The sequence below is a fragment of the Streptomyces monticola genome (genome assembly GCF_042665355.1).
GTDB classification, from domain to species: Bacteria; Actinomycetota; Actinomycetes; order Streptomycetales; family Streptomycetaceae; genus Streptomyces; species Streptomyces monticola.
The window spans coordinates 972,214-985,127 of record NZ_JBHTCF010000001.1 but is presented as its reverse complement, the minus strand read 5'-3'; the positions used below and the strand labels follow the sequence as shown (position 1 = coordinate 985,127).

The 12,914-nt window shown below is 69.9% G+C and carries 9 protein-coding genes; 1 reads left to right on the top strand and 8 read right to left on the bottom strand.

What is annotated here, in order from left to right; all coding sequences use genetic code 11:
• Nucleotides 1–251: 251 nt before the first annotated feature.
• From ACFQVC_RS04060 to ACFQVC_RS04025, 8 genes are all read right to left on the bottom strand, one after another.
• Complete coding sequence (locus tag ACFQVC_RS04060) at nucleotides 252–1,664, bottom strand: ThuA domain-containing protein (RefSeq protein ID WP_381826452.1); 1,413 nt, start codon at nucleotides 1,662–1,664, stop codon at nucleotides 252–254.
• Between the two features lie 29 nt (nucleotides 1,665–1,693).
• A complete protein-coding gene (locus ACFQVC_RS04055) occupies nucleotides 1,694–4,258 on the bottom strand; it encodes a PQQ-dependent sugar dehydrogenase (RefSeq protein ID WP_381826450.1) in 2,565 nt (854 codons plus the stop codon).
• Nucleotides 4,259–4,526: 268 nt separating this feature from the next.
• Entirely contained in the window at nucleotides 4,527–5,531 is a 1,005-nt protein-coding gene (locus ACFQVC_RS04050; protein WP_381826448.1) for a sugar phosphate isomerase/epimerase family protein, read from the bottom strand.
• Nucleotides 5,531–6,694: a Gfo/Idh/MocA family protein gene (locus tag ACFQVC_RS04045; RefSeq protein ID WP_381827100.1), complete on the bottom strand. Its 1,164-nt coding sequence runs from the start codon at nucleotides 6,692–6,694 to the stop codon at nucleotides 5,531–5,533. The genes ACFQVC_RS04050 and ACFQVC_RS04045 overlap by 1 nt, the downstream gene beginning before the upstream one ends.
• 200 nt (nucleotides 6,695–6,894) lie before the next feature.
• Complete coding sequence (locus ACFQVC_RS04040; protein WP_381827098.1) at nucleotides 6,895–7,935, bottom strand: substrate-binding domain-containing protein; 1,041 nt, start codon at nucleotides 7,933–7,935, stop codon at nucleotides 6,895–6,897.
• Nucleotides 7,936–8,110: 175 nt separating this feature from the next.
• Nucleotides 8,111–9,163 (bottom strand): ABC transporter permease, encoded by a 1,053-nt coding sequence (locus ACFQVC_RS04035; protein ID WP_381826446.1) that lies wholly within the window; start codon nucleotides 9,161–9,163, stop codon nucleotides 8,111–8,113.
• Complete coding sequence (locus tag ACFQVC_RS04030) at nucleotides 9,160–10,656, bottom strand: sugar ABC transporter ATP-binding protein (RefSeq protein ID WP_381826444.1); 1,497 nt, start codon at nucleotides 10,654–10,656, stop codon at nucleotides 9,160–9,162. Before ACFQVC_RS04030 ends, ACFQVC_RS04035 begins: the two co-directional genes overlap by 4 nt.
• A gap of 271 nt (nucleotides 10,657–10,927) precedes the next feature.
• Nucleotides 10,928–12,109, bottom strand: coding sequence for an ROK family transcriptional regulator (locus ACFQVC_RS04025; RefSeq protein WP_381826442.1), 1,182 nt, complete (start codon nucleotides 12,107–12,109; stop codon nucleotides 10,928–10,930).
• 334 nt (nucleotides 12,110–12,443) lie between these two features.
• Between ACFQVC_RS04025 and ACFQVC_RS04020 the strand changes: the two genes are divergently transcribed.
• Nucleotides 12,444–12,908 carry a PaaI family thioesterase gene (locus ACFQVC_RS04020; RefSeq protein ID WP_381826440.1) on the top strand — a complete coding sequence of 155 codons (465 nt, stop codon included), beginning with the start codon at nucleotides 12,444–12,446 and terminating at the stop codon, nucleotides 12,906–12,908.
• Nucleotides 12,909–12,914 lie beyond the last annotated feature (6 nt).

The window sequence follows — 12,914 nt, the reverse complement described above, 5'->3', positions numbered from 1 at the left end:
GGCAGGAGTGGGCGAAGGGGACACGGGCACAGCCTCCTCTGGATGGGTGGAGACGGCGGGCGGGGGTCCGGCGTCCCTCGCCCGCCGCCGTTCGGTGGCCCGGGCCACGGCCCGTGGGGGACCGTGGCCGCCGGGCGCCTGAGCGCTCCGCGGGAAGTCCGGTACGACACCTGCGGGGGTACGACACGTGCGGGTGCGTCGTGGCTGTTCGCGCCGGGCACCACGACCGCACCGGACTTCCCCCGAGCCGCCTAAGGGGCCGCGGCCAGGTCCTTGATCCGGATATTGCGGAAGGACACGTCGTCACCGTCACCGTGGTTCTGGATGCCGATATGTCCCTGGACCAGGCTGCGGGCCGGATCGGTGTTCGTGAAGTCGTTGACCTTCACGCCGTTCAGCCAGATCTGCAGCCGCTCGCCCTCGACCCGGAGTTCGTAGGTGTTCCACTCCCCCGGCGGGTTGAGCGCCTTGTCGCGGGCGGCGATGTCGGCGGACTGGAAGCCGTACACCGAGCCCGTGGTCTTCTCGGATACGTCCGTGGCGTCGATCTGGATCTCGTAGCCGTTGTTCACCGCGGACCAGGGGTCGTCGGACGGCGGGAAGCCGATGAAGATCCCGGAGTTGTCGTCCCCGGCCATCTTCCAGTCGAGCTTCAGGGAGTACGAGCCGAACTCCTTGGCCTCGTACCAGAGCATGCCCATGCCGCCGACGGTGGTGAGCGTGCCGTCCTTCAGCTCGAAGGAGCCGGGGCCCGCCTGCTTCCAGCCCTCCACCGACGTGCCGTCGAACAGTGAGGTGTAGCCCTGCTCGGGGCGGCAGTCGGCGTTCGCGGCGCCGGCGGCATAGCGGATGCCGCCCAGCAGATGCCGTTTGAAGGCGGGTTCGGCGTACGACTCCTTGGTGTGGCCGCCGCCGGTGTAGAACGACCGGCCGCCCTCGTACTCCTGGCACCAGGCGATCGGATGGTCACCGCTCATCGAGCCGCCGGTGTACGAGGACTCGTCGAGGGAGGCGAGGACCCGTGCCCGGTCCCGGGGGTTGGAGCGGTAGTTGTACCACTCGTCGGTGCGGTCCCAGGTCGCGGTCGGGCCCAGGTGGGCGGTGGCGTCGTGGGCGTGGTCCTCCACGTTGATCTTCGCGGGCTGTATCGCCGGGTGGGACTGGAAGTAGGCGCCCGCGAGGCCGCCGTAGAAGGCCCAGTCGTACTCGGTGTCGGCAGCGGCGTGCACACCGACGTAGCCGCCGCCCGCCTTGATGTACTCCTCGAAGGCCGTCTGCTGTTCGGGGTTCAGGACGTCGCCGGTCGTCGACAGCCAGACGACGGCGTCGTACTTGGCGAGGTTGCCGGGTGTGAAGGCGTTCGCGTCCTCGGTGGCGTCGACGGTGAAGCCGTTCGCCGCGCCGAGTTCCTTGACGGTGGCGATGCCCTCGGGGATCGAGTCGTGCCGGAAGCCTGCGGTCTTGGAGAAGACCAGGACGCTCTCGCCGTCCTTGCCCGGCTTGCCGGGCTTCTTGGACTCCGGCCCCGGCCCCGGCCCCGGCGATCCGGACCCTGACGATTCAGGCCCGGACGATTCCGGTGTGGACGCGGCCGGCCCGGATACGCAGCCGATGAGCAGGGCCGCTGCCGCGGTGGCGGTGAGCAGTCGGGCTCGTGTGCGCATGGCGGTCACTCCCTTTCTCTGCTCGTGGTTCAGCCAGTGGTGAAGGTGAAGTCGTCGAGATCGAAGAGCGCTCCGGTGCCCTCGCCCTTGAAGACGAAGAAGAGCGTCGTGGACTCGGCGGGTGCGCCGCTGAGCTCGGCGCTCACGTCCTTGTATGTCTCCCAGCCGCCGGTCGGGTCGACCTCGGCGCTGCCGAGTAGCTTGCCGTCGGCGGCCCCTGCCCGCACTTCGAGGGTGCCGCCGGCTCCGCCGGAGGCGACGCGCGCGGTGAGCTTGGTGGCGCCCGCGAGGATGTACGGCTTGAAGGAGATCCAGTCGCCGTTGCTGATGTCGCCGACGGCCTTGCCGCCGTGTGCCGGGGTGTGACTGACGACGGAGACGCCCTGTGAGCCGTCGTAGTGCTCGCCCTGGCGGTGCTTGGGCTGGACGACGTTCTGGTCGTGGGTGGTCAGGGCGGGCTGGCCGTTCGCGCCCTTGTCGGTGTACTCGGCGTCGAAGACCCCGAAGATATTGGCGTTCGGGTCGTGCTCGCCGTCCGCGGAGGTCTGCAGGGTGCCTTCGCAGCCGTTGGCGGAGGTCACCGGGTGGCCGTGGCTGTCATGGCCGAGGATATGGGTGACCTTGACCTTGGTGCAGTCGATGGTGCCGTCCTCCGGGTCGGTCACGGTGACCTTGAAGGGCACCTTGTCGCCGAAGGTGAACAGCTGGCCGTCTCCGGGCAGTTCGAGCTTCACGGTCGGCGCGGTGTTGCCGACGGTGACATGGGCGCTGGCCGAACCGGTGCGGCCGGTCTTGTCCTTGACGGTCACGGTGGCGGCGTAGACACCGTTCTTCTCGTATGTGTGCGAGGGGTTCTGCTCGGTGGAGGTGGCGCCGTCGCCGAAGTCCCAGGCGTAGGTGAGCTGGTCGCCGTCGGCGTCGCTCGCCTTGGCGGTGAAGTCGACCTTCAGCGGGGCCTGGCCGCTGGTGACGCTGGCCCCGGCCTCGGCGACCGGTGAGTGGCCGTTCGTGGCGTTCTCTATGCGGTACAGGGCGGAGTTCTCGTCGCCGTTGAAGTAGCCGGTGCCGTAGTCGAGGACGTACAGGGCGCCGTCGGGTCCGAAGGCCATGTCCATGACCTGGGTGCCGGTCCAGGGGAAGGCGTTGATGGACTGCACGGCGCCGTCGGTGCCCTGGGCGATGCGCTTGATCCAGCGGCGGCCGAACTCGCCGGCGAAGAAGTTGCCGTCGTAGGACTCGGGGAACTTGATCTGCGAGTCGGAGTTCGCGTCGTAGCGGTAGACCGGGCCCGCCATCGGGGACTCGGAGCCGCTGCCGAACTCCGGCACGCTGCCGCCGTCATACGGAATCCAGGCTTCCTGCGCGGCCGGAAGATCGGTCAGGCCGGTGTTGTGCGGCGACTCGTTCTTCGGGGCCGCGCAGTTGAAGGCGGAGCCGGAGGCTCCGGAGGCGAAGTCGTAGTCGATGTACGCGTCGTTCTTGCCGGTGCAGTACGGCCAGCCGTAGTTGCCGGGCTTGGTGACACGGGCGAACTCGACCTGCCCTGCGGGGCCGCGCTTGGGGTCGGCGGTGCCGGAGTCGGGGCCGTAGTCACCGACGTAGACGATGCCGGTGGGCTTGTCGACGCTCATCCGGAACGGGTTGCGGAAGCCCATCGCGTAGATCTCGGGGCGGGTCTTCTCGGTGCCCTTGGCGAAGAGGTTGCCGTCCGGGACGGTGTAGGAGCCGTCGTCCGCGACCTTGATGCGCAGGATCTTGCCGCGCAGGTCATTGGTGTTGGCCGAGGAACGCTGCGCGTCGTACGCCGGGTTGCGGTTGGCGCGCTCGTCGATGGGCGTGAAGCCGTCCGAGGCGAAGGGGTTGGAGTCGTCGCCGGTCGACAGATAGAGGTTGCCGTCCTTGTCGAAGTCGATGTCGCCGCCGACGTGACAGCAGATACCGCGGCTGGCGGGGACGTCCAGGACCTTCTTCTCGGCGGCCGTGTCGAGGGTGCCGTCCTCCTTGAGGACGAAGCGGGAGAGCCGGTTCACGCCGTCGAACTTCGCGAAGTCCTCGGCCGTGCCCTCGTTGGGGGCATCGCCCGCGGGGGTCTCCAGAGGCGGCGCGTAGTAGAGGTAGATCGCTCTGTTCTGCGCGAAGTTCGGGTCGACGCCGACGCCCTGCAGACCTTCCTCGTCGTGCGAGTAGACCGGGATCTTGCCCGCGACCTTGGTGGTGCCGGTGGCGTCGGTCAGACGCAGGGTGCCGTCGCGCGAGGTGTGCAGGACGGAGCGGTCCGGGAGCACCGCGAGCGTCATGGGCTCGCCCGTCTCCGGCTCGCCCTTGGCGAGGGTGACCTGCTGGAAGTCCTCCGCCTTGGGCTTCTTCTTGTCGGCGTCCTGCTTCTTGTCGGCGGCCTGCTTCCTGTCGGCGGCCTGCTTCCTGTCGGCGGCCTGCTGCTCCGCGCCGCTCTTCCGCTCGACGGGGGCCGTCCCCGACGTGGGCGCGTCCGGTACGGCGCCGGCCGGCGAGGCGACGGCGAGTGCCGTCACCGTCAGCAGGGAACCGGTGAGCAGGGCGAGCGTCTTGCGCAGTCTGAGCCGTTCTCTGTGCACGGATGTCCTCCGGAGTGGGGCCGGTGGTACCTGGCGGGTGCTCGTAGGGCGTGCGGTACGTGTCGCGCACGCGGCGCTCGTGGACCGGGTGGTGCGCGTGCGGTGCGCGTGCGTGACACGTGCGTGCATGACGCCGGGGTGCGCCGTCACCCCGGAGGGGCTCAAGTTCTGTACACGTCAGGGAAGGTAGCTACGTTTGTCCTTGACGGAAAGCCCTTGCACAGAAGGAGAGTTCAGCTTTCTCCTCGCGCTGGACAAAGTGGGGGGTTCAGTCCCCGCCGCCGAACGCCGCGTCGAAGGACGTTGTCGGGGGCTCGAAGTCGAAGGCCTTCAGGCGGGCGAGCGCCTCGGGCGCGCCCTGGAGACGGTCCATGCCCGCGTCCTCCCACTCCACCGAGACCGGGCCTTCGTAGCCGATCGAGCGGAGCATCCGGAAGACGTCCTCCCAGGGCACATCGCCGTGCCCGGCCGAGACGAAGTCCCAGCCGCGGCGCGGGTCGCCCCAGGGCAGATGGGAACCGAGGCGGCCGTTGCGGCCGTCGAGACGGCGCCGGGCCTCCTTGCAGTCCACGTGATAGATCCGGTCGCGGAAGTCGTAGAGGAAGCCGACCGGGTCGAGGTCCTGCCAGACGAAATGGCTGGGGTCGAAGTTGAGGCCGAAGGCCGGCCGGTGGTCGACGGCGGCAAGCGCTTCCTTCGTCGACCAGTAGTCATACGCGATCTCGCTGGGGTGGACCTCGTGCGCGAACCGGACGCCCTCCGCGTCGAAGACGTCCAGGATCGGGTTCCAGCGGTCGGCGAAGTCCTGGTAGCCGCGCTCGATCATGCCCGGCACGACCGGCGGGAACATCGCGACCAGATGCCAGATCGCCGAGCCGGTGAAGCCGATCACGGTGTCCACGCCGAAGGCGGCGGCCGCGCGGGCGGTGTCCTTGATCTCGGCGGCGGCCCGCTGCCGTACGCCCTCGGCGTCCCCGTCGCCCCAGATGCGGGCGGGCAGGATCGCCTGGTGCCGCTCGTCGATGATCGCGTCACAGACGGCCTGGCCGACCAGGTGGTTGGAGATGGCCCAGCATTTGAGGCCGTACTTGTCGAGGAGCTGGTGACGGCCGGCCAGATAGCCGGGGTCCGCGAGGGCCTTGTCGACCTCGAAGTGATCACCCCAGCAGGCGAGTTCGAGGCCGTCGTAGCCGAAGTCGCGGGCGAGCCGGCAGACCTCTTCGAGCGGCAGATCGGCCCACTGCCCGGTGAAGAGCGTAAAGGTGCGTGGCATCAGTCCTGAGCCTCCAGTGCCGGTATGGGGGTGTACGCGGAGTTCTTCTCGGCGCTCTCCTCGACCGCCGCGAGGACCCGCTGCACCTGCAGTCCGTCGGCGAACGACGGTGCGGGCTCGGTGCCGGTGGCGATGGCGTGCACGAGGTCGCGGGCCTGGTGGACGAAGGTGTGCTCGTAGCCGAGGCCGTGGCCCGGCGGCCACCAGGCCTCCAGGTAGGGGTGATCGCCCTCGGTGACGAGGATGCGCCGGAAGCCGGACGAGGCGGCCGGCTCCGTGTGGTCGTGGAAGGAGAGTTCGTTGAGTCGTTCCAGGTCGAAGGCCAACGAGCCCTTCTCGCCGTTGAGTTCGAGGCGCAGCGCGTTCTTGCGTCCGGCGGCGAACCGGGTGGCCTCGAAGGAGGCAAGGGCTCCGGAGGCGAGCCGTGCGGTGAACACGGCGGCGTCGTCGACGGTCACCGGACCCTTGCCCGCGCCTCCCGCTGCGCTGAGACCCGCTGAGGCGCCGGTCAGCAGCGGCCGCTCCCGTACGAAGGTCTCCGTCATCGCGGAGACGCCGACGACCGGTTCGCCCGCGACGTACTGCGCGAGGTCCACGATGTGCGCGCCGAGGTCGCCGAGCGCCCCCGAGCCCGCCTGGGCCCGGTCGAGGCGCCAGGTCAGCGGGAAGTCCGGGTCGACCAGCCAGTCCTGCAGATAGGTGACACGGACGTGCCGGACCGTGCCGAGCCGGCCGTCGGCGACCATCTGCCGGGCGAGTGCCATGGCCGGTACGCGGCGGTAGTTGAAGCCGACCATCGCGAGCTGTCCGCGGGCCCGGGCCCGGCGGGCCGCCGCCGCCATCGCCTCGGCCTCCTCGACCGAGTTGGCCAGGGGCTTCTCGCACAGCACGTGCTTGCCGGCGTCCAGGGCGGCGATGGCGATCTCGGCATGACTGTCGCCCGGGGTGCAGATGTCGACGAGCTGCACATCGTCGCGGCGGATGAGAGTGCGCCAGTCGGTCTCGGCGGCGGCCCAGCCGAGCCGGTCGGCGGCGGCCCGCACCGCGCTGCCGTCACGGCCGCAGACCGCCGCCATCGCCGGCCGCAGAGGCAGGTCGAAGACACGGCCCGCGGTGCGCCAGCCCTGGGAGTGGGCGGCGCCCATGAAGGCGTAGCCGACCATGCCCACGCCTAGGATCGGCCGCTCCTGGGGGGCGGGCTGCTCACCGGGTGCGTGGTGCACACCGGGTTCGGGCTGCACACCGGTTGCGGGCTGCACACCAGGTGCGGGCTGCTCCTGCTGCATGGGCAATGCCTCCTCGTCGACGGCGGTGGGGGGTGTCAACCCGGTGCCGGGAGATGCCAACCCGGTGTCCTGGCGGCTCACTTGAACCCGGTCGGCATGTACTCGTCGACGTTGTCCTTGGTGACGACCGCCGAGTAGAGAGTGAGCGAGGACGGGATCTCGAACTCCGCCATGCCGCTGACGCCCTTGCCCTGGCCGAGGGCGCGGGCCAGGTCGATGGCGGAGGCCGCCATGGTGGGCGGGTAGAGCACGGTCGCCTGCAGCACTCCCTTGCCGGCCTTGATCTCCTGGAAGGCGGAGAGGGCACCGGCGCCGCCGACCATCAGGAAGTCATCGCGCCCGGCCTGCTTGATCGCGCGCAGGGCGCCCACGCCCTGGTCGTCGTCGTGGTTCCACAGGGCGTCGAAGCTCTTCTGCGCCTGCAGGAGCTGGGACATCTTGGCCTGTCCCGACTCGACGGTGAAGTCGGCGGCCTGGCGGGCCACCTTCTTGATGTTCGGGTAGTTCTTCAGGGCGGCGTCGAAGCCCTCGGTGCGCTGCTTGGTCAGCTCCAGGTTGTCGAGCCCGGCGAGCTCGATGACCTTGGCGTTCTTCTTGTCCTTGAGCTTCTCGCCGATGTAGTGCCCGGCGTTGAGGCCCATGCCGTAGTTGTCGCCGCCGATCCAGCAGCGGTAGGCCTGCGGCGAGGCGAAGATCCGGTCGAGGTTGACCACGGGGATACCGGCGCGCATCGCCTTCAGGCCCGCCTGGGTCATGGCCTTGCCGTCGGCGGGCAGGATGACCAGGACATCGACCTTCTTGTTGATCAGGGTGTCGATCTGGCCGATCTGCGCGGCGGTGTCGTTGGAGCCCTCGGTGATCTCCAGGGTCACGTCCTTGTACTTCTTGGCGCGTTCCCGGGCGTTGACGTTGATCGCGTTGAGCCAGCCGTGGTCGGCCTGGGGCCCGGCGAAGCCGATGGTGACCTTCTTGCCGGGCTTGTCGTCGGCGACCGGCACATCCGCCTGGTCGTTCCCGGTCTCCTTGGGCTCGTTGCTGGTGCAGGCGGTCAGCAGGGCGCCGGTGGACACGGCGGCGGCTCCGAAGAGCAGTCCTCTGCGACTGGTGGACGTTGGCAGACTCGGCTTTTCAGGCATGGCGGACCCTTCAAGTGAGGCGCTACTGGAGGCACTTCTCAGAGGTACTTCTCAGGCGTACGGAGACATCAGGCGTACGGAGAAAGGGGCGGCGCTACTCCCGTACGAGGCGGCGCTACTCCCGTACGAGGCGGCGCTACTCCCGTACGAGGCGGCGCTACTCGCGTACGGTGCGGCGCTGGATGAGGACGGCGGCGACGATGATCGCGCCCTTGGCGATCTGCTGGGTCGCGCTCTCCAGGTTGTTGAGCGCGAAGATGTTCTGGATCGTGATGAAGATCAGTACGCCGAGCACGGAGCCCGTGATGGTGCCGCGGCCGCCGGTGAGCAGCGTGCCGCCGATGATCGCGGCGGCGATGGCGTCGAGTTCGTAGAGGTTGCCGTTGGTGTTCTGGCCCGAGCCCGACAGGACGATCAGCAGGAAGGCGGCGATGCCGCAGCACAGTCCGGACAGCAGGTAGATGTAGAGCCGCTGGCGGCGTACGTCGATACCGGCGAGCCGCGCGGCCTCGGCGTTGCCGCCGACGGCGACGGAGCGGCGGCCGAACGTGGTCCGGTTGAGCAGCAGCCAGCCGACGACGACGACCACGGCGAAGACCAGGACGAGCGGCGGGATGCCGAGGACGTACGAGTCGCGCTCGCCGAGCACCAACACGTTCTGGTCGGTGACCACTTGGGTCTTACCGTCGGTGATCTGCAGGGCGAGCCCGCGGCCGGCGGCCAGCATGGCGAGCGTCGCGATGAAGGGCACCAGGCCGCCGTACGCGATGAGCGCACCGTTGACGAGCCCGCAGCCGAGGCCGACGGCCACGGCCGTGAAGAGGATGCCCCCGAAGCCGTACTCCTGTGTGGCGAGGGTCGTCGCCCACACCGAGGCGAGCGCGACGATCGCGCCCACCGACAGGTCGATGCCGCCGGAGATGATGACGAAGGTCATGCCGACGGTGACGACGCCGATGACCGAGGCCTGGGTGAGGATCAGCTGGACGTTGCTGGTGGCGAGGAACTCGTCGGGCTTGGTGAACCCACCGATCAGGGCGAGGACGACGAGGACGCCGATCAGCGACAGGGTGCGCACATCGGCCCGGAAGAGCCGGTCGTGCCAGCGGCGGCCGTGGTCGTCGGGGGCGGCTGCGGTCTTCCGGGCGGCGGGCGGGGTGTCCTCGGCCCCCCGGCCGTCCTGCTGCGCCGGCGATGCGGGCTGCGTCATGACGCCGGGCTCCCTTCCATGACGAGGTCGAGTACGCGGTGTTCGTCGAGGTCGCGGGCGGGTGCGGTGTGTACGACGCGGCCTTCGCGCAGGACCAGCACCCGGTCGGCGAGACCGAGGACCTCGGGCACTTCGCTGGAGACGAGGAGCACGCCGAGCCCTTCGTCGGCGAGCCGCCGGATGACGGCGTAGAGCTCGGCGCGGGCGCCGACGTCCACGCCGCGCGTGGGCTCGTCGAGGAGCAGAACGCGACAGCCGCGCAGCAGCCAGCGGGCGAGAACCGCCTTCTGCTGGTTGCCGCCGGACAGGGTGCGGATCAGGGCGGCGGGGTTGTCGGGCCGCAGGGACAGCTCGCGGGTGGCCTTGCGGGCGGCCGCGTGCTCCTGGCCGCGGTCGAGCCAACCCCCGTACGAGAAGCGGGACATGGAGGAGACCGAGACGTTGCGGGTGACGGACTCCAGCATCAGCAGGCCCTGCGCCTTGCGCTCCTCGGGAGCGAGCCCGAGCCCGGCGCGGACGGCGGAGCGCACACTGCCGGGCTTCAACGGCCGTCCGTCGACGAGGACTTGACCGGCGCTCGGCTTACGCGCCCCGTAGACCGTCTCCAGGATCTCGGAGCGCCCGGAGCCGACGAGCCCCGCGAGACCGACGATCTCGCCGGGCCGCACTTCGAGGTCGATCGGCTCGAACTCGCCTTTCCTGGCGAGCCCTTGGACCTTGAGGAGCGGCTCCTTGGCGGCTGCCCCGGCGGGTCCTGGCCGGTCGGGGAAGGCGTACTCGACGTTGCGGCCGGTCATGAGCGCCACGACTTCGCGTGTCGGGGTCGACTTGGCGGGCAGTCCGCCGGCGACCGCGCGGCCGTCCTTGAGGACGGTGACCCGATCGCCGATACGGCGGATCTCCTCCAGGCGGTGCGAGATATAGACGACGGCGACACCGTCGGCGGTCAGATCGCCGACGATCCGGAAGAGATTGTCGACCTCGTCCGGGTCGAGGGCCGCGGACGGCTCGTCCATGACGATCAGGCGTACGTCGTGGGAGAGCGCCCGCGCCATGGAGACGATCTGCTGTTGCGCCGCGGAGAGTTCACCGACGAGCCGCGCCGGGTCGACCTCGGTGTGTCCGAGCCGCTTGAGGAGCGCGGCCGCCCTGGCCCTGGCTTCCCGTCCCCGTACGACGAATCCGGCGCTGGTCGGCTCGTGTCCGAGAAAGACGTTCTCGGCCACCGAAAGGCCCTCGACCAGGTCGAGTTCCTGGTAGATGGTGGCGATGCCGAGGCGCATCGCGGCGATCGGGGACTTCAGGGTGACACTGCTGCCGCGCCAGCCGATCTCGCCGCCGTCGGGCTGATGGGCGCCCGCGAGCACCTTGATCAGGGTGGACTTGCCCGCGCCGTTCTGCCCGAGCAGACAGTGCACTTCACCGGCCTGGACCGACAGATCCACGCCGTCGAGTGCCCGGACGCCGGGGAAGGTCTTGGTGATGCCGGACATGGTGAGGAGCGGCGGCCCGGAGGAGGCGGGCAGCGGTCGGTCGGATACCGTTCCGGGTGCTGGTTCAGGTGCCGGTTCAGGTGCCGGTTCAGGTGCTGGTTCAGGTGCCATGACGAATTCCCTCGGCGGGTGCGGTGCGGCCGTTGCGTGGGCAGGGCAGGGCTGAGCGCTGTGCTGGGTTACCTGAGGGTGCTGGTGGCGCGGGTGGCACGGTGGCGCTGAAGGTGCAGGTGCAGGTGCAGGTCGTACCGGTTCGTGCGGGCGGCGCGGTTCAGGCCGGTGAGAACAGGTGGTCGCTGATCAGACGGGCCCCGCCGATGACACCGGCGGTGGGCCCCAACTCGCCCAGGACGATGGGGAGATTGCCGGTCGCGAGGGGCAGCGACTGGCGGTAGACCTGGGTGCGGATGGCGGCGAGCAGGGTGTGGCCGAGGCCGGTGACACCGCCGCCGATCACCACGAGGCCGGGGTTGAAGAAGCTGACCAGGCCCGCGATGACCTGGCCGGTACGGTTGCCGCCCTCGCGGATCAGCTCCAGAGCGGTGGCGTCGCCCGCGGCGGCCGCGGCGGCGACATCGGCGGCGCTGAGCGTGCCCGCCGCTTCGAGGCGTGCCGCGAGCTCCTGCGAGTGTCCGTGCGTGGCGGCCTCCTCGGCGTCACGGGCCAGGGCCGCGCCGCTGAAGTGGGCTTCCAGGCAGCCCTTGTTGCCGCAGGCGCAGGGCCGCCCGTCGGGTTCCACCTGGATATGGCCGATGTCGCCGGCGCTTCCCGTCGTACCGCGGTAGACCTCACCGCCGACGACGATGCCGCAGCCGATACCGGTGCCGATCTTGACGCAGAGGAAGTCGGCCACGGAGTTGGCGACCCCCGCGTGCTGCTCCCCCATGGCCATCAGGTTCACGTCGTTGTCGACCATGACCGGACAGCCGAGGTCCTGGCTGAGCGCCTCCCGCACCGGGAAGCCGTCCCAGCCGGGCATGATCGGCGGGGCGACCGGGACACCCTCGGGGAAGCGGACGGGTCCCGGTACGCCGACACCGCAGCCGTCGAAGCCCTCGGCGAGTCCGGAGGCCTTCAACTTGGCTGCCATGGCGAGGACTTGCTCGAAGACCGCGACCGGCCCCTCGCGCACGTCCATGGGCTGGTTGATATGGCCGAGCACCTCGAGCTCGGCGTTGGTAACGGCCACGTCGACCGAGGTCGCGCCGATGTCCACGCCGAGGAAGCGCAGGGCGGGCGCGAGGCGGATGTTGTGCGAACGGCGGCCGCCGCGGGAGGCGGCGAGACCGTCGGCCACGACCAGGCCGGTCTCGAGGAGCCGGTCGACCTCGACGGCCAGCTTCGACCGGGAGAGATCGATCTGATCGCCCAGCTGCGCACGGGAGTTCGGCCCGCCGTCACGCAGCAGGCGGAGCAGTCGCGCCTGGTGCGCGTTCGCGGGTCGAGCCGTCATCCGTCTCACGCCGCCCCTCCCGCCGTAGTCCGGCATCTGCTGGCTTTCGAGGGGAACGTAGCAGCGGCTGCCGGGACTGGGAAGAAGTTGAGCAGTAATCAACGCCAACTTTCTCCACAGCGAGGACAAAGATGGGTGGCGACCTCATCACCCGATGCCAACTTCACCCGGTACCGGGGGCACGGACAGCGGCACGGACGGCACGGACGGCACGGACGGCGGCACCGGCAGCGGCACTGACACCGGCCGCGCCGCTTGCTACCGATTACTTCGGATCACTCGGATTACTTCGGAGGTAATCGCCACCCGCGCGGCCCGCCGTCATCGTGACGCCATGACCTCCCACGACAAGAGCCCCCACGACGGGCCCTCTCACGACACGAGCCCCGCGGGTCTCCTCGCCGCACTCCCCTTCGCCGCGCGCCTGGGTATCGAGCTGTCCGAGGCCTCCGCCGGACGCACCACCGCCGCCCTGCCCTGGTCGGCCGATCTGTGCACGGTCGGCGGGGCGCTGCACGGCGGGGCCCTGATGACCCTCGCGGACACGGCCGGAGCGGTGTGCGCCTTCCTCAACCTGCCGCCGGGCACGACCACTTCGACGGTCGAGTCCAAGACCAACTTCTTTCGCCCGGTGCGCTCGGGCGCCGCACGGGCGGTGGCCAGGCCTCTGCACATCGGACGGTCCTACGTCGTCGTACAGACCGAGGTGTACGACGCGCAGGGCCACGCCGTCGGCCAGACCACCCAGACTCAAGCGGTACGGGAGCCTCGGCCGGGCCAGGACGCGGCGGGGGCCTGAACCGCG

Coding starts and splice junctions, on each gene's coding strand:
- ACFQVC_RS04020 (WP_381826440.1), top strand. CDS start 12,444: ATGACCTCCCACGACAAGAGCCCCCACGACGGGCCCTCTCACGACACG.
- ACFQVC_RS04035 (WP_381826446.1), bottom strand. CDS start 9,163: ATGACGCAGCCCGCATCGCCGGCGCAGCAGGACGGCCGGGGGGCCGAG.
- ACFQVC_RS04060 (WP_381826452.1), bottom strand. CDS start 1,664: ATGCGCACACGAGCCCGACTGCTCACCGCCACCGCGGCAGCGGCCCTG.
- ACFQVC_RS04050 (WP_381826448.1), bottom strand. CDS start 5,531: ATGCCACGCACCTTTACGCTCTTCACCGGGCAGTGGGCCGATCTGCCG.
- ACFQVC_RS04045 (WP_381827100.1), bottom strand. CDS start 6,694: ATGGTCGGCTACGCCTTCATGGGCGCCGCCCACTCCCAGGGCTGGCGC.
- ACFQVC_RS04030 (WP_381826444.1), bottom strand. CDS start 10,656: ATGTCCGGCATCACCAAGACCTTCCCCGGCGTCCGGGCACTCGACGGC.
- ACFQVC_RS04025 (WP_381826442.1), bottom strand. CDS start 12,109: ATGACGGCTCGACCCGCGAACGCGCACCAGGCGCGACTGCTCCGCCTG.